General features: G+C 44.5%; 22 protein-coding genes. 10 read left to right on the top strand and 12 right to left on the bottom strand.

Annotation, left to right across the window (positions count from 1 at the left end; all coding sequences use genetic code 11):
• A complete protein-coding gene (locus GF309_09375) occupies positions 1-369 on the bottom strand; it encodes a hypothetical protein (GenBank protein MBD3158985.1) in 369 nt (122 codons plus the stop codon).
• Positions 370-589: 220 nt separating this feature from the next.
• Between GF309_09375 and GF309_09370 the strand changes: the two genes are divergently transcribed.
• A complete protein-coding gene (locus GF309_09370) occupies positions 590-1,219 on the top strand; it encodes a DUF2225 domain-containing protein (GenBank protein MBD3158984.1) in 630 nt (209 codons plus the stop codon).
• Positions 1,220-1,238: 19 nt separating this feature from the next.
• On the opposite strand, the gene GF309_09365 is transcribed toward GF309_09370, so the two are convergent.
• A complete protein-coding gene (locus GF309_09365; protein MBD3158983.1) occupies positions 1,239-1,883 on the bottom strand; it encodes a hypothetical protein in 645 nt (214 codons plus the stop codon).
• On the opposite strand from GF309_09365, the gene GF309_09360 reads away from it, so the two are divergent.
• A complete protein-coding gene (locus GF309_09360) occupies positions 1,836-2,267 on the top strand; it encodes a DUF86 domain-containing protein (protein MBD3158982.1) in 432 nt (143 codons plus the stop codon). The two genes, GF309_09365 and GF309_09360, sit on opposite strands and share 48 nt — an antisense overlap.
• Positions 2,264-2,620: a DNA polymerase subunit beta gene (locus GF309_09355; GenBank protein MBD3158981.1), complete on the top strand. Its 357-nt coding sequence runs from the start codon at positions 2,264-2,266 to the stop codon at positions 2,618-2,620. The genes GF309_09360 and GF309_09355 overlap by 4 nt, the downstream gene beginning before the upstream one ends.
• Before the next feature lie 61 nt (positions 2,621-2,681).
• Here the strand turns inward: GF309_09355 and GF309_09350 are convergent, their stop codons facing one another.
• Positions 2,682-3,296: a hypothetical protein gene (locus tag GF309_09350; GenBank protein ID MBD3158980.1), complete on the bottom strand. Its 615-nt coding sequence runs from the start codon at positions 3,294-3,296 to the stop codon at positions 2,682-2,684.
• Positions 3,293-4,963, bottom strand: coding sequence for a hypothetical protein (locus GF309_09345; GenBank protein MBD3158979.1), 1,671 nt, complete (start codon positions 4,961-4,963; stop codon positions 3,293-3,295). The genes GF309_09350 and GF309_09345 overlap by 4 nt, the downstream gene beginning before the upstream one ends.
• A 110-nt stretch (positions 4,964-5,073) precedes the next feature.
• On the opposite strand from GF309_09345, the gene GF309_09340 reads away from it, so the two are divergent.
• From GF309_09340 to GF309_09315, 6 genes are read left to right on the top strand one after another with little or no spacing between them, the layout of a single operon-like run.
• Positions 5,074-5,469, top strand: a complete 396-nt coding sequence (locus tag GF309_09340; protein ID MBD3158978.1) for a hypothetical protein — start codon at positions 5,074-5,076, stop codon at positions 5,467-5,469.
• Between the two features lie 27 nt (positions 5,470-5,496).
• Positions 5,497-5,694, top strand: coding sequence for a DUF4418 family protein (locus GF309_09335; protein ID MBD3158977.1), 198 nt, complete (start codon positions 5,497-5,499; stop codon positions 5,692-5,694).
• A gap of 14 nt (positions 5,695-5,708) precedes the next feature.
• Positions 5,709-6,179: a hypothetical protein gene (locus GF309_09330; protein ID MBD3158976.1), complete on the top strand. Its 471-nt coding sequence runs from the start codon at positions 5,709-5,711 to the stop codon at positions 6,177-6,179.
• 10 nt (positions 6,180-6,189) lie between these two features.
• Positions 6,190-6,603 (top strand): hypothetical protein, encoded by a 414-nt coding sequence (locus GF309_09325; protein ID MBD3158975.1) that lies wholly within the window; start codon positions 6,190-6,192, stop codon positions 6,601-6,603.
• Entirely contained in the window at positions 6,581-7,795 is a 1,215-nt protein-coding gene (locus GF309_09320; protein ID MBD3158974.1) for an FtsX-like permease family protein, read from the top strand. Before GF309_09325 ends, GF309_09320 begins: the two co-directional genes overlap by 23 nt.
• 1 nt (position 7,796) lies before the next feature.
• A complete protein-coding gene (locus GF309_09315; protein MBD3158973.1) occupies positions 7,797-8,471 on the top strand; it encodes an ATP-binding cassette domain-containing protein in 675 nt (224 codons plus the stop codon).
• 61 nt (positions 8,472-8,532) lie between these two features.
• Here GF309_09315 and GF309_09310 read toward each other — a convergent pair whose 3' ends face one another.
• The 3 genes from GF309_09310 to GF309_09300 form a co-directional block, all read right to left on the bottom strand.
• A complete protein-coding gene (locus GF309_09310; GenBank protein ID MBD3158972.1) occupies positions 8,533-10,074 on the bottom strand; it encodes a CocE/NonD family hydrolase in 1,542 nt (513 codons plus the stop codon).
• Between the two features lie 62 nt (positions 10,075-10,136).
• A complete protein-coding gene (locus GF309_09305; GenBank protein MBD3158971.1) occupies positions 10,137-11,435 on the bottom strand; it encodes an aminotransferase class I/II-fold pyridoxal phosphate-dependent enzyme in 1,299 nt (432 codons plus the stop codon).
• A gap of 59 nt (positions 11,436-11,494) precedes the next feature.
• The gene (locus GF309_09300; protein MBD3158970.1) at positions 11,495-12,469 is read right to left on the bottom strand and encodes a hypothetical protein; all 975 of its coding nucleotides are present in this window, start codon (positions 12,467-12,469) and stop codon (positions 11,495-11,497) included.
• 183 nt (positions 12,470-12,652) lie between these two features.
• Between GF309_09300 and GF309_09295 the strand changes: the two genes are divergently transcribed.
• Positions 12,653-12,892 carry a DUF2061 domain-containing protein gene (locus GF309_09295; protein ID MBD3158969.1) on the top strand — a complete coding sequence of 80 codons (240 nt, stop codon included), beginning with the start codon at positions 12,653-12,655 and terminating at the stop codon, positions 12,890-12,892.
• A 197-nt stretch (positions 12,893-13,089) separates the two neighbouring features.
• On the opposite strand, the gene GF309_09290 is transcribed toward GF309_09295, so the two are convergent.
• From GF309_09290 to GF309_09270, 5 genes are all read right to left on the bottom strand, one after another.
• On the bottom strand, positions 13,090-13,590 hold the full coding sequence (locus GF309_09290; protein ID MBD3158968.1) for a hypothetical protein: 501 nt from the start codon (positions 13,588-13,590) through the stop codon (positions 13,090-13,092).
• A 26-nt stretch (positions 13,591-13,616) separates the two neighbouring features.
• Entirely contained in the window at positions 13,617-14,198 is a 582-nt protein-coding gene (locus GF309_09285; protein MBD3158967.1) for a hypothetical protein, read from the bottom strand.
• 123 nt (positions 14,199-14,321) lie between these two features.
• Positions 14,322-15,407 carry a hypothetical protein gene (locus GF309_09280; GenBank protein ID MBD3158966.1) on the bottom strand — a complete coding sequence of 362 codons (1,086 nt, stop codon included), beginning with the start codon at positions 15,405-15,407 and terminating at the stop codon, positions 14,322-14,324.
• A 200-nt stretch (positions 15,408-15,607) separates the two neighbouring features.
• Complete coding sequence (locus GF309_09275; GenBank protein ID MBD3158965.1) at positions 15,608-16,210, bottom strand: hypothetical protein; 603 nt, start codon at positions 16,208-16,210, stop codon at positions 15,608-15,610.
• A gap of 850 nt (positions 16,211-17,060) precedes the next feature.
• Positions 17,061-24,734 (bottom strand): hypothetical protein, encoded by a 7,674-nt coding sequence (locus GF309_09270; protein MBD3158964.1) that lies wholly within the window; start codon positions 24,732-24,734, stop codon positions 17,061-17,063.
• Positions 24,735-25,084 lie beyond the last annotated feature (350 nt).

Genomic DNA, 25,084 nt, shown 5'->3' with positions numbered 1-25,084 from the left:
TCATTCCTCAATGATATAGCGGATTAGCTTGTACAGTCGATACACATCCGTTGGATGCTGTAGAAGCCCCTCGATTTTGACGGCCTTCCCAAGGATAGCTCCTAAGAGTGTCTTTTTCCCCTGAACTAACTCAAGTAGAGTATTGAATTGAAAACCAATCCTTATGTCAGGCTCCTGCAAATCTCCCTTTCGAAATTCCAATCCGTTGTCAAATATGAGAGTTAGAGGATAATAATCAGTAGCAAGGACAACATTCATCTTCCAAGTATGAAATGGGGGATAATCTGGATTCTCGGAAGTTCTTTGTTCAAGCATCGTATAGAGTATGATTCCAATGAAGTCATTGGGTTGGCTACGAACGCTTTCCATACAATCTACACCAATTCACCCTTCCAATCAGGAATCAGATAGGCGTACATATTGCCATCAAACTATCTATTCAATCCTTCTGCTGATTAGAATTACATGTGCAAAGGAGCTGATTAGTCTTGATGCTTTTGGGTTGTATTTTCACTATTGATTTTCAGGGGAATCCTCCGACGATTACATACCATCTTTCCTTTTATTCGATAATTCGGATTTCTACGGTATGACCACCTTTGCACCCATAACCCTCAATTGTCCAGCTTGCCACGAGGATTTCGAAAGCAGTGTTGTTGCAAGTTGCGGCTATGCTTCAACAAGATCAGATTACAGGCCGAACTACTGGGGAGCTAATCCAACAGAATTTCACTACCATTTATGTCCCTCCTGTGGATTCTGTGGTCGCAGGAAAGTTTTCGAATTGACAATAAATATCAGTGAACTCAATAATGAGTTGAAAGAGCTGCCAATTCCAGAAAGAGGGATGTTATCTGATAGAATTGTACATGCGATTAAATGCCTTGAGCTTTTGGTCAAGCATAAAATCATGAAAAGTGATCCATATGACTTTGCAAGTGAGTGGGTTACAGCTTACTGGTGGGCGCGAAACAAAAATCGAGAGAAGCAATATGCTATGAAAGCATTGAATCTATTTGAGAAAGCATTTAGTCAACACCTAATTCCACTTGAACAAAGAGCTACAACGAAGTACCTCATGGGTGAAATAAACAGGCGGATTGGACGAAAAGAAGAAGCACACACATATTTTGATGAGGTTATTGAGCTTACTAAGAAAGGGACTCAGATCCACGATTTGGCGCTCCGGCAGAAAACCGCTCCTGAAGACAATATTTGACGAGTTCGAGAATCGCCATCTAAAGCTCCTTATGAATTACATTCTTCAGGGCTCTTTCCAAAGAATCTCTCTTCTCCTCTGTGAATGGGCCAGTATTCTTCCACAGAATCTGGCCATCGCGCTTAACTAGATAGATGTATATTTTGCTTTCATCAGTTATTCCAAGGCTATCAGTAAACGAATCTTTATCCAAATAAAGAGTAATAGTCCTGCCTCGAGTTTCTTCAGATGGAATGCCTGCTTTCATGCCATGGTTGATGAAGAATCTGTAAACAGGATTCATTTCGCGGATTGTGGGTAATTCGTAGAACTCAGTGTTTGAGTATTTCTCGACAAGATCCTTCAAAAATGGAATCCATGAATTGACTAAACTCTGGTGCCACCGCTGAAAAGCTACCAAGAGAATATCAAATTCCTTTTTCAGCTCTGAAGGAACTGCAATCTCGTTTCCCAAGAGATCTTCTCCGACTACCTTAGGAAATTTTGGCATAGAGAAACAGATAGCATGAAAAGCAATTAAGGTGACGGATATAGGACTTATGCGAGTACGCATATCTGAAAAAAGCAGAAGATAAAAAATGGCAAGTAGTACAAAACATCTGAGAGTGTAAGCAATATGTCGAATGAAGTCCGCCGCAAACGATACATGCAGAAACTCAGCCATGGCAGAATGCGGATTTCTCTATTGAACCAAAAACTTCAGTCGGATAGCGATTTCAACGATACAGAAACTCTACTCATAATACAAAAGGCATACCAAGAAGCTGTCGAGGTTTCAACCGATGTCCTAGCTATGATGCTTAAAGATAACGAATTGCCACCTATGGATAACTACTCGAATATCAAGATGGCAAAAAATAATCACATCATTTCTGAAGAATCAGCGAATGTTCTTAGAGAAGCTAATGGACTCAGAAATCGAATAGTACTCATCTACAATGACTTGGATGTTGATCTACTCATTGAAAGTGTAAGACGAACCCTTCCGAAAATAGAGAAGTATATGGAGGAGGTAGAAGATTGGATGTCCCAGAGCTTCACCAAATAAGAGAAGAACTTGAGTGGCTAAGTGATTTGACCCCGATACAAGGTGTACTGCTGTTTGGTTCTTACGTGCGTGGGGAAATGAGCCCGAAAAGCGGTATTGACGTCTGTGTTGTTGCTCCAGATGCAGAAACACCAAAAGAGAAGGCGGATTTGCTCGGGGAAATCTGGAAGAGAATCAATGCGGATAAATACGATGTAAGGTTGTTTGAAGAGCTTCCGCTTTATATGAAAATGAATGTCATCCGAGAACACGAAATCCTATTCTGCGATGATGTCCCGGCACTCTTCGAGTATTTCTATTTTTATCGCAAGCTGTGGGCGGATCAAACGCACAAACAAAGCCTTAGCTACTGAACATGAGATTCCTCTAATACCATATAGAGGGGCATACCAAGATTTCTTTCTGTAACAGTTGCTATTTGAGATGACTGGGCAAGAATCTCCGCATGAAAATATGCCATACACGTGCATAGACAGGAGTAAACAAGATCATCGTCGGCAACCCTACAGTCAAATAGGGTAGGAGTAAGAAGCCAATTGCGGCCATTGGTGCTGTTACTTCAACAAATAGGCTGAGGGCTGTAACCAGCAAGGTAGTCAGCACAAATCCAAAGGCAGACATGAATGATAGCTTACCGAGCGACCTTCCACGGCTGAAGTCATATGAGAGGATTCCAACGACTAACCCGCATACACCAAATGCTGCAGCAGTAGCTGTGCCTAGAAGAATCGTGCCATGCAACAGAAGTCCTGCTAAAATCTCTCCTAGATACCCAGTCAGAAATCCCGCTACTGGACCACGAATCGCTCCAATGGTAGATATAACTGCTAAGGATGGAAGAATTCCCAACTTGAACAGACTTACCATTGTGTATGGCCATGGAATTGCTGTTAGAATTACATAAAGCACCACTGCAATAGCCGCAGCTGCTAATGTTACAGCCGCCTCTTTTCCTGAGCTGACATTCAGTCGATCAACGATTTGCGACATCTGGATGTCGTCATTGGATTCTTCGGAATCTGCGCTCATGTTATCACCAGCTGATATGAACCTGGGTCCAGTGTCAACACCCAGTCTCCGTTTTCTTGCGTCATTTCTTGAAGTGGATCTCCATTATGATATGGGACTGGCTCATGGTCGAAGTTGCTGAATGTGATTGTAGCTTGTTCATCCACCTGCACATTTAGAATGAAGCCTTCTTTATCTGGATCCCACTCTGCCTGATAGACCCAAATATTTTCGTCATCGGCTTCACTGATATAGGGATAATCCCAGAAGGCTGCCGGTCTTGTGTCTGCCAAGTCTTTCACCGTAATCGGTGTGGTTGCCCAAAGCCAGCCAAATGCAAGCACAGGTTGAAGGAAGGGCTCTAGACTCATGGTATCGAAATGCATCTTCCGCCCATCCCAGATTTTGTTGTATGAACTGTAAAGAAAATTCATCAATCGTTCCAAGGTTACAAAATCGTCCTGCTGTTTGGTAAGCGCCATTGAGAATAAGCTACCTAGGATGTCGTAGGTGCCGAAGCCGTCAGGATTGTTATAGGTATCCATCATGTAGCATTGGTCGCTGGAAACTTCCTTCTTGAAATGCTCCATAAATACAGGGTAGTCTTCCGCGGTTTTCTCGGGCTGTGTATACTCCAAGAATGCTAGTGCCCATGCGTCGCAATATGAGGATACCTTTGGTTTGTCATCAACATAGAATGACATCTGCGGCCCAGGATATTCATCAGGCAAACGCTCTTCGGAGTAGAAGTGGCCGAATTGTTCCTGTACGAAATAGCCGTCAGTGAATAGGTCATACTCATCTTGCATCACTTCGTTGGCATACTCCAAACCAGCATCCCACATACCGCTTTCCATGTATTGTGTTCCGTACATATTGTCATAGAGCTCGGTTGCGTAAATCGGTATGCTATTGCATTGAACAAAGACAATGTATGGCTCGCAGGGGATAAGCCCTACGCCCCATATGCCACCTTCTTTCGGATTACCAAGTCCGTCAGTTGTCAATGAAGTATTCCAGTCTTCAACAAACCAAGAGATTTCGTCTGTCATCTCCCCGGTCTTGAATGAACGCTCATAGAGTGACATCATGAGTGCGTAGTGTCCGGTCCACATGATGTTGGCAGGCCCACGAAAGCCACCGGTATATACATCATCACCGTCGGGGTGTGTGGCATTCGGATAGTAATAATCCACGTAGTTGTAGCTTGGGTGCGTCCATTCCTTCCATTCTATGCTGCTATTGCCCCAGACATCTTCGGTAGTGTTCATTTTCTTGACAAGATCGTGTGCGAATCCGCGATAATGCTCTGATCTGTACCCAGGCGTCGTCTCGAACAAACCAGAAACAGCGTAATCCATGAATGCCAGAACGTAGTGATGAAGGCCATGGAAATCTTCAGCGTACCAGCCGTCCCACTCACCGTAATCTTGATACTCATGGCTGACAAGCGTGTTAAGGTAATTGAACAGTCCTAGCTGTTCTTTGTTCACAACGCCATACTCGCTGAAATCATATTTCGTCCCATTCGCCTCTACTATTCCCGATTGTGTGGAGGGGCCGGGTAAGTTTCCAAATGTCATGCTGAAGAGAATAATACTCAGAATGACGGTAGTAAGGAAGTATTTGTTTTGCTTGATGGCTTGACTCATTGTCTCAATCCGTCCAGAAGCGGCTTTGATTTTCACTATAGACTCCGCCGGGTATTTATACTTTCCACCGAGTCGAAGAAGAGTTCGTCGAAAGACTGATATTCGTCAGAACCACCTCATTGAATAGCTTGGAGTCTGTGAGTTGAATGAAGACAAAGACTAAGCTGGCCTGCGTGGGAGTTCTCCTAGTAGTTGGACTCTCCTGGGCCATTTATTCTGCAGCCTTCAGTGATGTGAGCGGACCCAATATCTATCAAATCGACATAAGGCCTTCCCCACCAAAGCCGGATGATGAAGTCCGTGTAGTAATCTACTGCATTGATCCTTCTGGGGTCTCGGGAGCGAAACTACACTTCTCAAAGAATGGAGAAGAATATCAGACCAGAGACATGCAGTTCTTTGCCTGTCTTTGTATTGCGGGAGGCCGCTGGGTAGCATCGGTCGGAGAGGCAAGCAGTGGTGACAGTTACAGTTTCTATGTGACCGCTTTCGACGAGATGCAGAATTCTGCTGATTCGCAGACCTACACTATCGACATCTAAAACAAACAAAGACTGAGTTGAAAAAACGTGAAAACTGAAGCAATAATCTATCTTCTAACTATGATTCTTGGAATCCTCGTAGCAATAGCACCATGGACATTTGCACCGGTCTGTGTAACGCAGATGCGATGCTGGTTTACTCGGGATGTAGAGACGGTTCTAGGTGCGGCCATTGCACTCCTGAGTTTCCTAGGCATGTATACATCTCTTGGAACCGCTGAGTAACCGGTGAATCCAAATTGAACCAGCAGCAGAAACAGATGGTACAGGTCGTCTTTGTCATACTAGGTTGCGTGGCAATATACAGTTACACCATCACGTTACCTACAACAGACTATTGTGATTGGACCGGAGATCCTATCATGAATCCGTTAGGCAACGAGGTCACATTCCTGTTTGCAAACGGAAGCCAAAGGCACTACTGTTGCATAAACATCTCTCTACTAGCTTTTGAGAGACTGAAAACAACGGGGGAAATCAGTCTACTGGAGAATATCAGGGTCCACTGTCCAATCTGTGGTATGGAAATGGACTGGAACGATCCAATGATTGTCTGGATCTATTCTGAGAATTATGTGAATCCCACCACCGAGGAACCAACCATAGTAGCAGTCTGTGAAGACGCCTACGGGGAAGATCTATGCGAAAGCCATTTCCTAGATGAATATAGTGGGGAAATAGTAGCTAATCCGTATGTTTGGCCAGAGTGAAGGGAGAAGAATGAAACAGAAGAAGGCAGTCGTGGCTTCCGTTGTTGTCCTCGTATCCTTTGGTATCGCTTCTACATTCCTATTCAGCAGAACCAATCTTGGGATTGGGATATGGCCATTTCCTGAGCTCGGTCCAAGCATAGTTCAGGACTCGTATAGCTTCAGATCACCAATTCTAGAAACCCTTCATGGGGTTCTTGGAGACATACCTGGTGGCTATTCACTTTACAGGGGCAATCCCATAGTAAGTCCAATCATGCATGAAAATCCAATATCCGTAGATATCCCATTCCAGACATATCCAGTTGTGCTCCAACTAAGCAATCTTGAGGTTATCACGTTATTGATACTTTCTTCACTTATCCCACCTGCAATCATAATTCTCATAGGGAGGTCCTCATATGGGCGTAAGAAAGCACGCTAATCTGGCGAATTACGCAATCGGTAATGTCATCAAACACAGAAGCAAGACAGTAGCTATCATTCTTGCTTTAGCCATGTCTACTTCACTTCTTTGCTCAATTGAATTCATCAGGCAAGGCGTTGCACAGGATTTTTCCCTCTCACTGGATGAAGGTCCAGATATCACAGTACAGAAACTTGTTGGAGGAAGACAAGCACCATGCCCCATTTCGTGGCGTGATAATCTGACGGCATACAGTGGTGTTGAGGATGTTTTACCTCGTGTCTGGGGGTACGCAGACGTTGGCAGTGGAAAATTGATGACGATTATGGGAATCAATCCTGCCCAGTATGAAGAGACTCCGGGGGCAGTTGGAACAGATATCATAGGAGAGGGATCGTTCTTGCCCCAGAATGACACACATAAGCTTGTTGTGGGACAAGGAATTCTGGATTTGATGCAAAGGTCAATGGCATCAGTGAGCCTCGGTGTTGGTTCTCAAATAAGCTTGATTGCTTATGACAACTCGCTCATTCCCTTTGAAATTGTTGGGATTTTCTCCAGCAAATCGAAAATCTACAGCTATGATATCCTTATGACGGATATTCAGAGCGCGAGAGAGGTGCTAGGAGTTGCCAATGACTCGTGCACGGATATCGCAGTCTGGACAAGTCCAGGATACAATACCAACAGCATAGCGCTTCAAATGGATAACACCTTCCCGGAGGCGCGGATACTCAGCAAATCCGCCATGCGGGATATGGGACTTCGTGCTTATTCGGTTCGAGCCGGCATAGTAGCGTTGCTCTGGGCTGTTCTGCTACTTGTTGTGGTTCTTCTTGCATTCACAGTTTCAAGTTCAGGCTCAGATGAAGCACGGAGGGAAGTTGGTCTTCTCAAGGCACTTGGATTCGACACAGTTGATGTCCTAGAAATTCGTATGTTCGAGAACCTCATTCTGGGCCTATTGGGGTGTAGCACTGGAATCAGCTTTGCAATAGTCTATGATTATTTCTTGGGGGCACCTCTTCTTTCTGAGTTTGTTCTGGGGTGGAGCACCAGTTTGCTTCTAGGTGGTATGCCGCTCATGGTTTCACCAAGCACTATTTTCACAGCCTACGCCGTTGGTATAGCTCCGATTCTAGTTGCTTCGGTGATTCCTGCTTGGCGAAACGCCATTACCGAACCAGATATCGTATTGCGAGGTGTGTGAAATGAAAAGTCCAATCCGACTTGAGAATGTCTGGAAGACCTATCATACCGGATCAAATAGAGAAGTCCACGCCGTGGCTGACGTAACTCTGGAAATAGTGGAAGGCAAGGCAACAGCCATTGCAGGACCGAGTGGAGCCGGAAAGACGACGCTGCTGAGTATCATCTCTTTGCTTACATCACCCAGTCGTGGGGAGGTTTTTCTGCGAGGCACAAGCATTTCAGGCACCTCTGAAGTCTTCAAAACAAAGATGAGGAGAGAGGAGATTGGCATCGTGTTTCAATCAGAGTATCTCTTTCCTCATCTAAGTGCAATAGAGAACGTTGCCCTTCCGAAGCTTTGTACAGACATGAGTATCTCAAACGCAGAGGAACAGGCTGAAGAGAAACTAGAGAAGCTTGAGTTGAGCCATCGCAAGAATTTCAGAGTTGCAGAACTCAGTGGAGGTGAGAAGCAAAGGGTGAGTATAGCCCGCGCTTTAATCAACTCGCCTAGGATCCTGATTGCCGACGAACCCGGTAGTTCTATGGATGTCGACCTAACGACAAACACACTTTCGCAATTGCGCCAGCTTATAGACCAAGAAGAGATGACTGTTGTAGTGGCTTCTCACAATACTCGGGTCCTGGACTGGGCAGACACAGTTGTGGATATCAGGAACGGGAGAATTGAGTAACCGGATTATTCAGGTTAAAACCAGCAGGTAAGAAAGCATTGGGAAGAGCTAGATTTTCAAATCATTCTGTAAGAAAGGGTATGCTGATGTGTGAAGGCATTGAATGGGACACATGGACCTGTTGGACTGTGGGCTTAGATATTTCTGATAACGCATATTTCGGGAAATTTGACCATGATATTTCGAACCCAATCTGCTCATTCTTTTTGATTTCCATACCTGTTGCCAGCAAATCCACACAAACCTGAGTTGGAGTTTCGTCAATCTGCTTAATTGGTATGATTCCGTCCTGAATGATGCGCTCACTATCCCCATCTATCAAAGTAAGTTTTGATGTGAAGTGAGAAAGTTCAGAGGGGGTTGATACCCAAAGCTCTGCATTGATAGGTCCGAGTATTGTTCTAGGTCTATCAAATGGGGGAGAGACAAAACGAAGGATGTCAGGTCGATTCTTCAATGACGATTGGTCTGCTGGACCAGGTTCCAAGTGAGGGGGAAATTCCCAGACTGACCCACCTATTGTGGGTACAGGATTTCTGGGATCCGCAGGAATGCTGAAGTCCACTGATTCACTCGTTGGGTTCTGAAGCAAATCATATTCACCACCAAGATAGAGCTTCTCTTCGACGATGTTTCTTGGAGGCCACTCATCAAGTTCGAGCCACTTATTGGATCGGAGAACATAGACTCGGATTAGCTGTTCCGCCTCGGTCTCTGTTCGTTTAAGAAGGTTCGAGAAATCCTCTATTGCATGTGCTTTGCCTTGCTCACCCAAATCAAAGTCCCCCACGCCTGAAAGACTCTGCAGGTATCCGTTATGACTCCATCCTCCTATTATGAGATCTGGCTTCACGCCACCAGCATTAACTAAATCTCCATAGCTTCTCAAAGTGGCTCCAAGCATGAAATCATACCATCCACCAATGAGACATATTCTTGATTTCACAGGCTCGCTAAACTCCAAACGAGCTTCGTTCCATGTTTCATTATCGAGCGGAGATAGAAACATATCCCAGACGTGCTGTGGCCAGCCTAGTTGTTTTACTTTGTTCTTCAAGGGCCCTTTGAACGCATCCGGCCACGAACCATTGATGAGCTTCAAAGAGGCTTGAACCCTAGTTGAAGTCATTATCGCCCAAGGCAAGGCCCAATGCAGTTGCAGTACTCCACTGCGATATACCAGACCCTCACTGGGGCCAGTGAATGTCATAGGGGCAAACACAGCATCTATTGAGTCACATTCATCATTTAGAACCTGTAAGGCAGTATAGCCCAAGTAAGATGGTCCAAAGACAACCACGTGTCCGTTTGACCAAGGTTGTTTCTTTATCCAAGAAAAGGTGTCAAGCGAGTCGTTCTTCTCTTTGAATGGAATGAAGCGCTCTCCTTGCGAATCATACCTTCCGCGGACATCTTGAATTACAAAAGCGTAAGGAATCTCATCCAAGAAGCCTTTTGCTAGGCTGACAAACCCTTTTGCATTGTAAGGAGTTCTCATTAGAACTGTAGGGTACTTCCCGGTTTCTTCGGGACGGATTGTAATCGTTGATAGCTCAGCTCCATCCCTCATTCTTACAGGATGATGAAAGCAATAGTGAGTCACTTAAACCACATGATTTCCAAGATGTGCTTTGATGTCTAAAATAGGTACCCTCTTGATTTTGATTATTTCCATTCTGAGAGGGTCTGTTCCATTCTGTTGAGAGCTTCTTCAATCAATGGATAACTCTGCCCGAAAGATATCCTTAGGTAATTCTCGGCTGATTCTCCAAAAGCGATGCCAGGACCAGTCAGAACACCAGCTTTGCAAAGAAGATACAGCACCGTAATTTTTGAACCCGAGCGACCCTCATGTACCCAATCCCTAGCAGCCTGAGGGAATTTATCATAGAGACAACGGTTTTCTTCTGATTTCAAGAAAGCAATCATATCATCCATGTGTTTTTCCACTAGTTCAGCAACACACACCATCATGTAGAACGATCCGTCTGGCTTTACTGCCCTAATGAGGGGTATGTCATTTGCAAAACGCTGTAGAAGCAACTTTCGCCTTCGCTCGTATTCTGTGACCATCGCATCGACATAATCACCTGAATCTTCGAGAGCGGCTATCGAAGCTATCTGAGAAGGCGTGGACGCAGCTATCGCGGTATACTGGTGGATTTTACGATACGCACTTATGACACTCTCCGATCCAATTACCCAACCGATCCTGAACCCGGTCATAGAGTAGTTCTTTGACATGCCGCTAATGGTTACCGCGCGCTTATCCATGCCATTAAGTGAAGCGATGCTTACATGTTCATTATCATCAAAGACTATGTTGGAATAAAGCTCGTCCGAGTACACATAGAAGTCATTATCTATTGCTAGGTCTCTCACAAGCTCCAGTGATTCCCTGTTCCACATCATTCCAGTCGGGTTGTTGGGAGTGCAGATAATCATACCTGCTGTATTTTCAGTTACGGCATCCTTTAGCGTGTCAGCTTCGGGTATGAAGCCATTACTTTCATTTGAAGAAACAATAATGGGAGTGGCACCTGTAAACTGCACCACTGGTTCATAAGCGAGATATCCCGGACTCGGAATGATGACCTCATCACCCTGTTCGACTGTGGCAAGCAACACACCAAAAAGCGCTGCACTTGCCCCCGGTGTGATAATAATCTCGCGTTCAGGATCAAAATCAAATCCGCTGTCCCGTACGGTTTTCTTTCGAACTGCTTCCCTTAGTTCAAACAGACCCGGGTCGGGTGAGTAATGGGTTCTTCCGGATTCGAGAGCATTGGTTGCTGCATTGATTGCCGCTGGAGGTGCATCGAGATCGGGTTCCCCGACACCAAGACTAACAATATCTCCTTCTTCAGCTAGCTTTAGCAACACGTAGATGGTTTTCTGAGGAATATCCGCTAGGCCTCTTGCGATTTTTGGCATGGTTCTCGTCGGTTTGGATTTGGGGGCCATATATCAGTCCTTGCTTGTTACCAAAATAAACGGAAAGGTGGTTATCGTATCAGAGAGTCCTATAGAGCCAGCATGATATGTGAGACTGCTGATACCATGCTAAATAGTAGGGCTACAGATGAAATCTTTCGCAAAGCCAAGGCTATGGTCTCTATATGTTTTCCATTAAGTCCATTTCGTTTCCAAGTAATCTCCAGAATCACTCTCCACACAGAGGCTGCTATTCCAAGCCAGAAGACACCTGCAAAAAGCGCTGTATCAGGAAACTCCTGGAACAGACAGTATGGACAATGGTGAGTAGCAAGGCCAAGAGAAAGAGGTGCCAAGACATCATGAATGGCCAGAACATACAGAATAGCCACTATTCCCGAAAGCACAACAGTGCCAAATCGCACTAGGTTGGAATCCTTCCGCTGCCATTGCAAAGCAGACAGAGCGAGAGCCAAGATGACTGTCAATGCCATTATTACAAAGCTTACCACGGGTCCAAAGAGCGATGATGGAGAGAAGGGAGGATTGACATCGTACACACTAGAACAACAAGGCACATCAATCGGTTGCAGTGTGATTACGAAAACCAAATCCATGGCGCTATCGAATAGAACCAACGGGAGTAGAACTACCAGAAAAGTTCTAGCCAATGTCCTCATCAGTGGAATTCGCGGCTGCCTTCGATTTGCCAAATCAACGGTCAACCAAACTCCGTAAAACAGTGGTAGGATTAGTTTGGACAGGAGTGCCATTGTGGAGAAAGGATAGCCGGCGTTCACCACTCCATATGCGCACATGGCACCAGGTAGGAATGGAACTAACGATTGTAACAGCCAGAAGAACAAAGGCACATTGAAAAGCCGTGTGACCAAGACAATGAGGCCAATCATGGAAAGCAGGTAGTAGAGGTGTTCAGACCTGTATTCGGTCTCGATTTCTGAATCCTCTGTAATCGAAGCAGCAATCCAGCCTCCGTAGAACGTTAGAGCCAACGAAAGGATGCCTAATGCTAGGATTACGACTCCTGTTACTGTTACTATCAATGGTGATCATCCGCCGAAGTATCTTCTATTTCCCAGCGGTGCAATAAGTCGCTATCGGTTGAAAGGCCTTCCATATTCTAGCGACTACATCTTGCTTTGCCAGAAGACAACTGATACGAGCTAGGTTGTTTTAATATATCAAATATGATAATATAGAATGTAAAGCCAGTAGGAATTCCTCTCATGGCTACAGCCGAACTCGAAGAATGTAAGCATAGAAGTGTTGTAAAGACTTTCAGCTGGCGAATCCTTGCCACTGCATCAATTATGATGGTAATTTTCCTTGTAACAGGCAGACTGGATTTCACACTAGGAGTAGGTATTGCCGATGTCGGCATTCGAATGCCACTCTACTTCCTACACGAGCGAATCTGGAACAAGGTCAACTTCGGCAAGCAGGGATCAGAGAAAACAAGAACGTGATATCCCTTCACTGACAAAGGCCCCCTATGACGTACTTGTCTTTATCTGGACACAGAATCCAGCTAAGATTTTCAATCTTCAAAAGAGACATGGACATAAATCTGGCAACGTTCTCTAGATAACCCGTGCTGAATTTTTCAGAAAGTGGTGTTATACCCAGCAAGTCCTTATGAAAATAGAAAAACAAAATGGTTCTACTAAGCTTTCTCCCGAGCAACGATAGTCAAAACCAATCCCAATGCCCATGCTGAATTCATTATCAGCCAGGCTAGTACCAAAAGCCCTGCCAATCCAAAGACAATCAACGCATGAATTATCGTGATTATCAAGCTGAATAGACCAAAACCAGATGCAATAGCTATAATGAATTTGCCAGCGAGGACATGAGAAGTGGTAAGGAGATAGCCACCAAAAATCACAGCAAATCCCCCGGCCAAAGCGATAATCCAGAGAATATACAACACCAAGTCGATTAGCCAATAGAACGACGACAGCGCAGGTATTGAGTGTGTAAAATTGTAGATCAAATGAATCGTGGATACTCCTTGTGTATAACCCGCTATAATCAAGAGAAATCCACCGATGATACAAAGCGCGAATGATGTCTGGTTACGCATGGTGTTCGCCTCTATTTGAAGCAAAACACCCCTTTTTGTTTCAATCGTTTCTTGGCGCTTTCCAAACTCAAGCTCAGGCAAAACAATGCTGCTATTGGCACCGAATCTCATAGAATTCCAAATAAGACAAGTAGACCAACAACTGCGAAAATCACACCTACAATCCTGTGAATAGTGCGTTTCTCACTAAATGTACCAAGCGTGGAACCGATACCAATTGACAGTACAGTGACAACGATGAAGGCTGTAACAGCACCAGCAAAGACAGCAACCGGGAATAAAGAGTCAACAGCCAAACCCAGAATTGCGAGTTGACTCTTATCACCTAATTCTGAAACCAGAACCGTTGAAAACATGGTTCCTAATTGAGCATCGGATGCACAAGTAATCTCTTCCTCATCATCTCGAAAGAAAATCGAATGGATGCCGAGTACGATGAACAACACGCCGGAAATGTATGTCAACCAATCTATCGGTATAATGGCTCGCAAACCACTACCAAGCACTGTGGCGAAAAAGGTTGAAACCATCAGAGCTGAGACGACAGCCAATAGAATCCTCCCGTTATTCTGTTGTTCGGCTCCAAAACAGACTGCAACAAGCATCGTTTTGTCAGCAAGCTCCGTTGCGGATACGGTAACTAGAGCTAAGACGAAACTCTCAATAATCACTACTAATTCAGGCTCCATGAAATGAAATGCAACCCTCAATGGCACAGATAGAGTGGTATATCAGTCCAACGAGGCTGAGGTTCTCCGTAGGTACATTGCATATTTGTATTTGCATTAACAGAGATGAGATATCAAGTTTCATTACTCATCTTCGTCGAGTTCTTTGCCCGCAGCTTCAATTTTCTTCTCAAGATCACTGAAGTCAGAATCTAAGCCACCGCTGTCTTCCTCTGTGTCAATCTCTGCTCCTGCTTGCTGTATTTTCCTTTCTAAGTCTGTCAAGCCATCTGTGGGAGTACTAGAACTCTGTGAATCCACCTCTGTGGCCATTTTTTCGAGGTCTCGTTCGAATTGCTTTTCGCGAGCCTCAAACTTCTTCTCCCACTCATCATGTTCCTTCTTCTTAACCGCTTCTTGCTGTTTCTGCATTTCCTTCTCTCTGAGCTCCTTCTTAGCGTCACTCAACTGCATCTCCAGCTTCTTAACACCCCGCTTCAGCTCCTTTGGAGCCCCCCCTTCCTTCTCAAGTTCCTCAATATCCTGACGCATATTGGCAATCATTTTTTCCATTCCTTGAACGTAGCGCTTGCCAGCGTTATCAGCTCCCATAGCCTTCATCAGCTTCTCCCTTTTTTCGGTTGCTAGCTGATCCTCGATTTTGTTGAATACAGATTTCATTTCAGGGGTAATTCCGTCCAGTTTGCTTCCATTAGAGGATACTGTTAGTTGTTCATATACATAGTCCCCAGCAGTATTGGCTGTGACGGAAATTGTTTCTCCGGACATATTGTTCTGTACTTTCAATGGTGCGCCTCCCAAGTTAGCAACTTCCATTTGTTCGTCTGCAAAACGAATTACAGAAAGAGATTCATCAGCATATTTTGATTTGTCTGCCGCACATTTCACGGTGGCTAAAGATGTAGCAACCGGCACGTTTGCAGTTAATGTTAAGTGACCGTGTTCCAGGTTAATTTGCTCAATAACTCCGCCACTGATTTTCATAGCCAATTTCGTATTAGGGCCAACACCAATTCTGTTTGTTCCACTCGAACGTCCATACTCTTGTATATGAACTACGTAGCTATCCGATTCAGTTTCGAGCATGTCACCATCCCTAATCGTGAACCAGCTATCTTCCGAACCTATGTCAACATCCAGTCGTTCTTTGTTTCCATTTCGAGTTACAGAAGCTTCTCCTATTACGTAATCAATCTTCGTTTTCGCCATCGTAGATGTCTCTCGGTTTCCGATAATGCTCGGTCCATGACTCTTGCATTGAAAACGACAATGACACTCAGCAATGCATGAACTGCATCACCTCTCGGGGATGCATGATTTAGTCCAATACCTCACTTGTGTATCTTTTGCATATGTCCTCACAAAAGGGTCTTCGAATTGAATCTTAAATTACCATTTACGGTTGTTTTCTAAGATCTCATATTCTCCATGGCAATAGCATTGGCTTTCTCATGGATTGGCCGAATATCATCAAAGTGATGCTCTATCAAGGTATTTTCCAGGGGTGAAAATGCCAAAAAAAGCCCTCCAGGATAGACAGCAAAAATGCCAAGAAAAGTTAGCTCAGCAATGACCTTCCCAATAATGTTGAATGGACCAGGGAAAGTCATAGCGAGATAGAAAAGAGAGGTCCATCCCGCTTGACATAAGATGGCCCATGCCCATCCAAAACAGATTATCGTTAGGTTCAATGTTCGTCCGAAGCTCATATACCGCTCCCGATCCGATGGCGTTAGCAGAAAACCTTCTTCCACTCGGGGCAGCAACGTTTCCTTGAACCATTCCCGACCAGGAAGAATGAAACAGACTATTCCCAAAATCACCAGCGAATAGGGCATAATCAACCCGAAATCAACAAACCAGTGCCATGGTCGAATCATCAGCTGAGCAATCGAAAGAGAAATTCCTGCAACAATATGCAACGCTCCTAGACCCTTCTCTGCAGTACCTGAAAGGATTTCTAGAGACTTACAATTATCCTGCATAGTTGAATCAGGCGGCTCTTCATTCACATAATCTCTTCCTATTCCAAAATTTCTGCGCGCGTTTTGAACAAGCATGAATTCATCAAAGAATACGAATCTTACAACTTATGATTTTTGATTGTAAATTGAGAGACAAGACTAACCGACTTGCTTGAGCATCCTAGACGCATCATAGATAACGTATGGCTCCGCACTACCAACTAGGATAGCTTAGCTGGTGTAAAACTTGTCACTTCAATTCACAATATGCAATTTAATGGGATTTAAACTTATTCAGTAAAATAAAAGGCGCTCATAGAGCCTATATCCCGATTTTAGAAGACCATAACGGTTTCATGATGATCCCTGGCGCATATTCAGAGGAACAAACACAGTAACTAGGGTTACCAATTGACGACTGAATAGAGATTTTTTTCGTGGCTCCTTCATTCACTTTCAACATTTCTGGCGGCGCCCCGTGTTAGAATTGCGTCAATCACTCTGTAGGGTGCATGCACAAACACGAACAATATGAAGGATATTAGAAAAATAAGCATGGCATCTGTGCCAGCTCCGAAATTTGGCTCTACAGTGAGTAGATGTTCAAAGGAAGTAATAGCCGCCACTCATTGAAAGATTATCATGATAAACTGGAAGATTAGTCGGATGCCCGAATGTTCTGGTTTTGACAGTTCCATTGCTTCCCGAGAATAGCCGTCAAATACCGTAAAAATTTTCCAATAAATCTAGAGCGCACTTCGCTGCTGTGTGACAGAATCAGGAACGACAGTGGGCGAGGAATATCCTGTGGAGCCTTCTACCTAGGCTCCACCCAGAACACAACGCATCTTCCTATCCATCCGCCATGTTACAGCATTCGCCGGTGCGCAAAGCGTGGCTACTTCCGCTTCTTCATAACGACTATCACTATAACAACCACAATGGCTCCAACTGCTCCAACGATTGCTATGATGATTTCAATCGGCAAGGGTGCAGGAGGTGGTCCTGTGGTTGTAGTTGATGTGGTTGTCTCGGTGGTTCCAGTAGTTGTTGTCGTTGTAGTTGTGGTTGAAGGATTCACAGTAACGATGACGGTATCGCTTACCGATTGGTCATGGATATCCTTCAGAATCACGGTGTAGTTCCAGATGCCATCTTCCAAACCATCAAGAGAGATGGTGATAGGCTCAGATGACGAATTCCAAGCGCCTGCTTTAATCTGACTACCATTTCTGAATATGACGTAGCTTGCCGGATTGGCATCAGAGGCATGCCAAGAGATCTCTATTCCAGTCTGCCCTTCTTGGAAGTTGATATCTGCCGGAGGATCAGGAATTACTGGCGGATCGGTGTCTGGTATCACATGAACAATTACATCATCCGATACGCTGTTTGTGCCAACATCATACACAACTGCAGTGTAATTGTAGACGCCGCCACTGAGGCCTTCAAGGGAGATAGTGATGGTTTCCTCTGTGGAATTCCATGCTCCCGACTTCACTAGTGTTCCGTTTCTGAAGATCTCATAGCTTGCGGGGTGGTCATCATCAGGATTCCACGATATGGACCACCCGGAATCACCTTCATCAAACCAGATATCTCCCGGCTCATTGATTGTGGGAGGAGTACCATCTACTACTGTCACGAAAACAATGTCCGCTACTGAATAGCCACCTGTATTGTTAACCACTATTGTGAAATTGTACACTCCTAATCCAAGGCCATCTACTGGCACTGTTATTGATGAACCATCCCAATTGCCGGATTCTTCTTCTGATCCATTTCGAAACACAACATATGAATCTGGACTGACGTCATCCGGGTTCCAGGTTATACTATGCCCTGTTGAACCTTCATCATACTCGATATCTGCAGGATGGTCAATGCTAGGTGCACCTGCTACGGTAACGGTCACTTCTACTTCATCTATTGCATAGTTGCCAGCCTGGTCGTGCACCTCAATGCGTACTGTGTTGAATCCGACATCAAGACCATCCACATTGATCTCGATGTCAGAGCCATTCCAATCGCCGTTGGTCCATGGACTTCCATCCACAGTAACATTGTAATGGCTAGGTGTCAGATCGCTTGCAGTCCAAGTAATGGCGTTCCCCGTAGCACCCTCTTCATAGCTGAAATCTGAAGGTGAGGAAAGATCAGGGGCGGTTATGTCGTAGTAGATGGTCAGATTAACCATGCCTATATTTCCGACCTCGTCCATCGAGCATAGGCAAAGCTCGTAGCTTCTCTCCTCGGTCAAACTAAGAGTGAAATCAAGGTAATCGCTTTGACCAGACGCTGTTTCATTCGATACTTCCGATCCGTCCAGATAGACAGCAATCCAAGCCAAGTTTGAAAGCTCATCCGTAGCATCTACTCGCCAGCTTGGGCTGCTATCATCTGTTGCCTTGCCATCTTCTATTTCGGGATCCAAAGTGGGTCCGGTATTGTCAAGCGTGATTGAGATTTCCTCTGTGAAGTCTTCAACAGCGTTAACAGTAGCGGTCACCCTGAGGGTGTAAGGACCATCGTCATGCTCAGTAGTGTTCCAGCTGAATTCTATATCTCCTTCACCGCCACTTCCTATCTCTGAACCATCTACGGTGATTATTGTGGATACCGTAGTAGAACCTTCATAGTAGAACCCGGCATCAACATCAACATTGACTGAAACACTCGTGATTCCTTGAAGGGTAACACCATCGAGAGGGGCGTATATGCTTATCGTAACCGAGTATTCCAGAGGGTTAGTCATTAATGGGTAATAGTCAGTCTCACCCGCACTTGTAACATCGAAAGGAGTGTCACCGATGCCATCATCATCTGAGTCCGTACCTGAATAATCGTACCAGTAGTTGCCATATTCTGAGCCATTCAAGTAGAAATCGTTTGCTTGCCATTCGTTCAAAAAGTCATAGTCAGTAAGAAAGGCATTCAGCGTGAAGGTCACGTTATCCATCGTATTGATGAAATCGACAGTAACATTGTCGAAAACGTTTCCGATGAAAGTGTAATTGCTGCCTTCCACGGAAATGTCCGCATAGATACTAGAGTTGGACATAGTCACATTTGTGGAATCGAAAATGAGAAGGTCATCCATTTCCTGTACTTCGAATTCTGCCAAAGTAACGTTGCTTGATTTGATGACCGACAAAGAGTATGTTTCATGGCCGTATATGACTGAATCTGATACGTTGAAGTAGGAGTAGATTGGTAGTCCTTCGAGCGTATTGCTGGTATCAATATCGAGATACAAATCAGGGGACCAAAGATCTGCATATTCAAAGGCGCCCGAAGTCATACCAGATATTGTGCAATCTCTCATAGTTAGAGAGGGGTCTTCCAGATGGACTGCCCAATCTCCATTCGTGAAGCTACTCGCATTCATGACCACATTTAGTGCTTCACGTTTCATGAACACTCCATAGGTGAAATTATCAAAGGTTAGGTTTGATAGCAGAACATTGTTACAGAACCTCAGATAGATTGCATTTCCGGCTACTCCGCTCATGGTTATGTTGTCTATACCAACATACTCATTGTAAGTACCATACAGGGTTATACCATCAATGCAATTCTGCATCGTTTCATTTTCAATTTGGAAGCTGTCTTGGTCTCCGTTCATGTAGATGGGATAATTAGTATCAATGTAAGAGTTTCCGGCTATCTGACAGTACTGGAAATTGTCGTTAGTTGTATAGATTCCATAGTTTGAGTCAAAGAACTCGTTGTTTTGGAAACTACTCCAACTTGAGTCAACAGCATCGATTGCTTTACCGCAGTATCTGAAAGTATTGGCGCTCGATCCGATGGCAACACTCCCACTTCCAAGGAGTCCAGTGTCGCAACCATAGAATAGATTGCCAACCAGACTAAGGTTCGCAGGCATGACAACGTCACTTAGGCTTACGCCGGTCGTGAAGTTATAGAAGTCACATTCATTGATAGTTCCATTTGAGTAATCATCGACATAAGCACCATAGGTCCCGTTGAAGGCATAGGAATTCCACAGAAGATACTCTGTCGTCTGCCAGTCGAAGTGATAGGCTCGCCCGGCACCATTCATCTCAATGTGAGAATTGAGTACTGTTGCATTGTTTACGTAATAACAATTGATACCCATGGTCTCGGTCTTATAGGCGTTAATGCCGTCTACTAACAGCTTCTCAGCAGGGCCAGACCGATCGATATTTCCCGTGATAACATAGCCAGCTTCATAGAAATCTGAATTGCTTACACCCACCACACCTGAAGTATCCTCGTAACGGATCCCATGTGTGCATCCATGAACCAGTATGTTTTCTATGTAGATGTCTGCTGATTGATCGAGATATATCGCGATGTAAACAGAATCGAAGACCCAATCGCGGATTGTGATGTTGCTGTATTGATCTATGAAGAGTGCATGATGTTCCGCTGAATTGACGGTGCAGTTCCTAAGGGTAATATTTCCTGTTCCACCACCCAAAAGAGCAATCCCGTCATATACATTTGTGAAGGTTGTATTCAGTACGACTATGTCCGTTGTTCGCGACAGCAACCAATGCTGATAGATTAGCTGTGTATCGTAAATCCAGATAGCTGAACCCGCATTTGCTGTAAGCTTGAACCTATGGCTTGCATTCACAGCTCTGATAGTAGCAGCATGAGAAGTCAAGCTCGCTCCATCATAGACAGTTATTGTTAGATAGGTTGCAGATTCTGACGAGTTCATCCACAGTCGAGTATCAAAGAGCATGAGATTGCTATTAACGTCTACATCACCCGTGATCGTATAGTTGGTATTAAGCGCGATAGTGAGCCTGTCCACGGTCCACCCGGTCGGAGTCGGAAGTGAGCCATATACTATCATTGGCAATGGATCGTCAACATCTGATATAGCAGAAGAGTATGGTGTGTCTCCTATCAAGCTAGCGTCATCATCCACTCCATCATAGTCGAAGTAGAAGTTGCCGAAAGTGCCGTTGTTATACGTATTGCTCAGAGATCCTGCTTCGTCGATATGGTATGTATTGTTCACAAACGCGTTCATGTAGATTTCATTTCCACTCGACGCGATGTAGACCGCCGCAGTGTTGATTTCAACAAACTCGTTGTCGCGAACAACAATGTTTACTGAGGCGGGATCTATGGATAGCCCGTAGTCATTGCATCCCGTGAAGTCGTTCATGGAGACTGTGCAATCGCTAGACGAATTGATTTGTACTCCACTATCGACATTGCTGAAAGTAAAGCTACTGATGTTGCAAGAAGAGCATCCTCTCACAAGAAGGCCTACTCCGCAATCCGTGAATCTAACATTCGAAACATTCAGGCTTGTTTGATAGAGCTCCATTCCGATGTTGGAATCTCCTATCCTCAGATTGTTGAATGAGATCGTAGTGATGTTGACAAGGAATCCCGGATTCCCTGCTCCATAGCCGCATCGATAGATTGAGGCGTTGTTCATGACTAGTCTGGCGCCACTTCTGAGACCAAATCCATAGGTTGCTTGAGTATTGTTGGCTGTAATGGTGGCACCCCGAATGAGTCTAAGTTCGCAACCTGTTTCTACGATTATTGATTGTACGTGGGAAGCATCAGATTGAAACTCGATAGTGGTACCAACTAGGGTTAGATTTCCACCTTGACGTATCCACATATCCTGCTGAGGATAAGCAGTCGTATTCAAGACAATAAGACGGAAATTAACGAAGAATACGGTATCAATGACTGCGGGGTTGTTCAGAAACATCGGTTGGTTATGCAAAAGCGGGTAATTATCGTAGATGCCAGAAGCGACTTCGTAAGGAACATCACCAATCCAAGGATTGCCAGTTCCATCGTCATAGCCATGATAGTAATCATTGCCTTCGGGCCCTGATGGACCCCAGAAATTCCCATGGGTGCCATTATCGAACTGCATCCCTCCGGCACCATCTATGTTGCCAGCATCGTTTTCATAGAGAATATTCATCCAGAAGGCCGCGTCACCACAACTGGTAGGCACGACACCAAAACCACCATTCATGGTGAGTGTGTTGTTGAAAATCGTACTATTGTCCAGCTCATCAATCTCTATTCCGTTTCCGGCACAGGATTTCACTACATTGTGTGTGACATTGCTAAAGTAACCGTGTACTCCAACGGGGTAGGCTTCAATATAGATTCCGTAGCTCCCAGCCAGCTCCACATAGTTATTGCTGATCACTGAATGGTTGCTTACCCCATGTGCGCGGATTCCGAAACCAGAGCAGTTTGATATCCAGTTCGATTTTATTTGTAGTTGTGAAGCGTCTGTTAGGATGTCAATTCCATTTCCAGTGATATTCACTATCTCATTCTCATTGACCACCGGGGTATAGGCATTAGAACTAGCGCCAATGACTATGGCGTTAGTGGAATTGACAATGTAGTTTCCGGTTACTGTGGCATTGTCACCATCGATATCAACAGCTGTTCCTCCGTTCAGGTAGAATTCATTGTTTAGTACACTCACATTATGCACAGGATCATAAGTTACATCAAAACCGCTGTAGAATGTACTATCGAGGATGTTGACAAACCGATAATCGGCCCCCAACTGCCAAGAGGTCGTATCGAAGGTGCAGTTGTCGAAGGTGATATAGTGGACATCACGATTAATTGTCGTGGGACCAAAAATGGTCAGAGAATCAAAAGTTGAATCTTCGAATGTAATGTAATAAGAAGGACCATCTATTCCCAAATCACCTTTGAGACTCGCGTTGGAGAATGTGCAATCAATCGAATCATCAATCGAGAGCTGATCATTGAAGGTGTTATTGTCTGCGATGCAATTCGAAATGTACTGCAAACCGGTGGTGCCATTCAGATAGTTGTCATTCATCATGAAACCATCGATATGTTGAATCAGGGTATCACCCGTAACTATTGAGCCTTCAATCTGCTGTCCAACATCGTGGCCATTGAATGTCAAGTCTCCTTGAATCAGGGAAGTCTGCAACGAAGTGCTAACATATGTATCGATAGAAAGCCCCTTCGTGAATGTTGCATTCAGGAACCCAGCTACGGTATTATTTTCAATTGTCACCTGGGTTGGATTATTGACCAGATTTACTGTCGTGTTGAGAACACCAAACGCACCGAAAGTAGAGTTGACTACAGCAATATCCGCAGGTACTGATATGCTGTTCCACTGGAATACGGTCGGTATTTCGATTTCCCAGACTCCACTTGACGGTGGTAGTTCTCCTATTCTGAAGACGGGGTGGTTGTCAGTAATGTTCTCGTCATAGTTGAATGGTGTTGTATCGCCTAACCAATCGCTGTTGGAGTCTTCTTCCTGGTAATCATTAAACCACAGGTTGCCATAGGCGGAATTGTTCCACTCATTGCGCGTATGATTGTAATCCCTAGCAGCTAGATCATTGTTGATAAATGCGTTCCGGTAAAACGTGTTATCCGAGCCATTCTGGATGAAAATGCCTATGGAATTCTCAAAGAACAAGTTTCCGTAGGTCTTCCCAAAAGAGCCATAGTCAATACTTCCCTCATCACCAAATCTTAGCGCGGAACCATTGCAGGATGACAAGGTGTTGTATCTGACCGTGATGTTGTTTGACTTTTCTTGGAAAATCCCGGCACCAGCTACATTGTCTATCCGATTGTGTTCGATTATGATTCCAGTTCCGTTGGAAGATTCAGTTATGCTAACCAGAATTGCCCCGCTCGACTCATATTCATTTTTCGACGTCTCTGTAGTTCCCGTCATATTTCTGAAGAGGTTGCCTGTAACATTGAGGTGCTCGGTCCCATAGATTTTGAGACCAAAACCCCGTATATTGGAAAAGATATTGGAATCTATTGTGAGATTATCGTCATTAGCGTTAATGCAGTAGAAACCCCCACTGCCAACTCTACCGATGTTTTCGAAAGTATTGTTCGCAATAATAGCTCCGACATCAGCATCTATGAGTCCTCTCAACCAGGTGGCCCAAAAGGTTCCTCTCTCTTTAATTCCAAAATCGTGAAAGCTGTTGCCAACAATAGTTGCGTTTGGAGAGTCAATTAAATCGATAAGATTGTAAAGTCGTTCATCGCCAAGATTGGTAAATTCATTTGCCGTTATATTTACCTCTCCTGTACCCTGCACCACGATCGGTTGCAGCGCACTCCAATCTAGGAACTCATTGCCATACAATGTGAAGCCATCTGATGCTAAATTTCCAATGTCTATTTTTGTAAAATTGAGAATTCTCGTGTTTGTGATATTTCCATCAGTTCCGTCTAGGTATCTTATTCCAGGCGCTGCACCGTCCGGGTCATGTTCGATTGTGCAATTATCCAGTACAAGCGTGGCTCCATCCTCAACAGTAATCCACGCAGAGGGGTACTCGGCATTATTCAACCAGAAGCTAACATTCCTGAAGACAACATCTGCTCCACTTGTCACATTGATTCCCCTAGAGGAAGTCCAACTGGTATCCTCTATAGTCATGCTCGAAGTCAAGTTTCTATCTCCAGATTCACTATGTTTGGATACTCCAACCGGAGCTGCATCTGTGTCATCAGCATCAAATGAATCATGGTCGAAATGGTCTTGGGAATCCATCGTTACTCCGTTATTAGAAATAGAAATGACTAACAGAACTCCAATTGCTACAAGTAGGAAAATTCTTGAATGTGGCGAACGCGTGCTCAAAACGGCTTCACTCCTCAAACATGTCTTGGGATAGGCTCATAAAAACATAGTCATGGTTTGCTCCCTTCGAGAAATCGAGTGTCCTAATGTATTTTCAAAAGGCTGATTTGCCAGTACCGTTCCGATTGGTCACCGTTACAACAACCCTATAATAAGAAGCCTAGAAAGACAACATTCCTCAAGAGTCGGTATAAATCATGCTAGAATACGAAGGCAGCATCTGGCGTCCTCCAAGTGAGGCAAGGAGCCTGATTCTGCAG

It is taken from the genome of Candidatus Lokiarchaeota archaeon (genome assembly GCA_014730275.1).
Classification (GTDB): domain Archaea; phylum Asgardarchaeota; class Thorarchaeia; order Thorarchaeales; family Thorarchaeaceae; genus WJIL01.
The sequence above is the reverse complement of the archived record's forward strand: the minus strand, read 5'-3'. Positions and strand labels throughout refer to the sequence as shown.

What these genes read in the sequence shown, in the direction of transcription:
- GF309_09360 (MBD3158982.1), top strand. Translation starts at nt 1,836, where the DNA reads ATGTCGAATGAAGTCCGCCGCAAACGATACATGCAGAAACTCAGCCAT.
- GF309_09305 (MBD3158971.1), bottom strand. Translation starts at nt 11,435, where the DNA reads ATGGCCCCCAAATCCAAACCGACGAGAACCATGCCAAAAATCGCAAGA.
- GF309_09350 (MBD3158980.1), bottom strand. Translation starts at nt 3,296, where the DNA reads ATGAGCGCAGATTCCGAAGAATCCAATGACGACATCCAGATGTCGCAA.
- GF309_09285 (MBD3158967.1), bottom strand. Translation starts at nt 14,198, where the DNA reads ATGGAGCCTGAATTAGTAGTGATTATTGAGAGTTTCGTCTTAGCTCTA.
- GF309_09340 (MBD3158978.1), top strand. Translation starts at nt 5,074, where the DNA reads ATGAAGACAAAGACTAAGCTGGCCTGCGTGGGAGTTCTCCTAGTAGTT.
- GF309_09280 (MBD3158966.1), bottom strand. Translation starts at nt 15,407, where the DNA reads ATGGCGAAAACGAAGATTGATTACGTAATAGGAGAAGCTTCTGTAACT.
- GF309_09370 (MBD3158984.1), top strand. Translation starts at nt 590, where the DNA reads ATGACCACCTTTGCACCCATAACCCTCAATTGTCCAGCTTGCCACGAG.
- GF309_09270 (MBD3158964.1), bottom strand. Translation starts at nt 24,734, where the DNA reads ATGGATTCCCAAGACCATTTCGACCATGATTCATTTGATGCTGATGAC.
- GF309_09320 (MBD3158974.1), top strand. Translation starts at nt 6,581, where the DNA reads ATGGGCGTAAGAAAGCACGCTAATCTGGCGAATTACGCAATCGGTAAT.
- GF309_09295 (MBD3158969.1), top strand. Translation starts at nt 12,653, where the DNA reads ATGGCTACAGCCGAACTCGAAGAATGTAAGCATAGAAGTGTTGTAAAG.
- GF309_09375 (MBD3158985.1), bottom strand. Translation starts at nt 369, where the DNA reads ATGGAAAGCGTTCGTAGCCAACCCAATGACTTCATTGGAATCATACTC.
- GF309_09325 (MBD3158975.1), top strand. Translation starts at nt 6,190, where the DNA reads ATGAAACAGAAGAAGGCAGTCGTGGCTTCCGTTGTTGTCCTCGTATCC.
- GF309_09315 (MBD3158973.1), top strand. Translation starts at nt 7,797, where the DNA reads ATGAAAAGTCCAATCCGACTTGAGAATGTCTGGAAGACCTATCATACC.
- GF309_09365 (MBD3158983.1), bottom strand. Translation starts at nt 1,883, where the DNA reads ATGGCTGAGTTTCTGCATGTATCGTTTGCGGCGGACTTCATTCGACAT.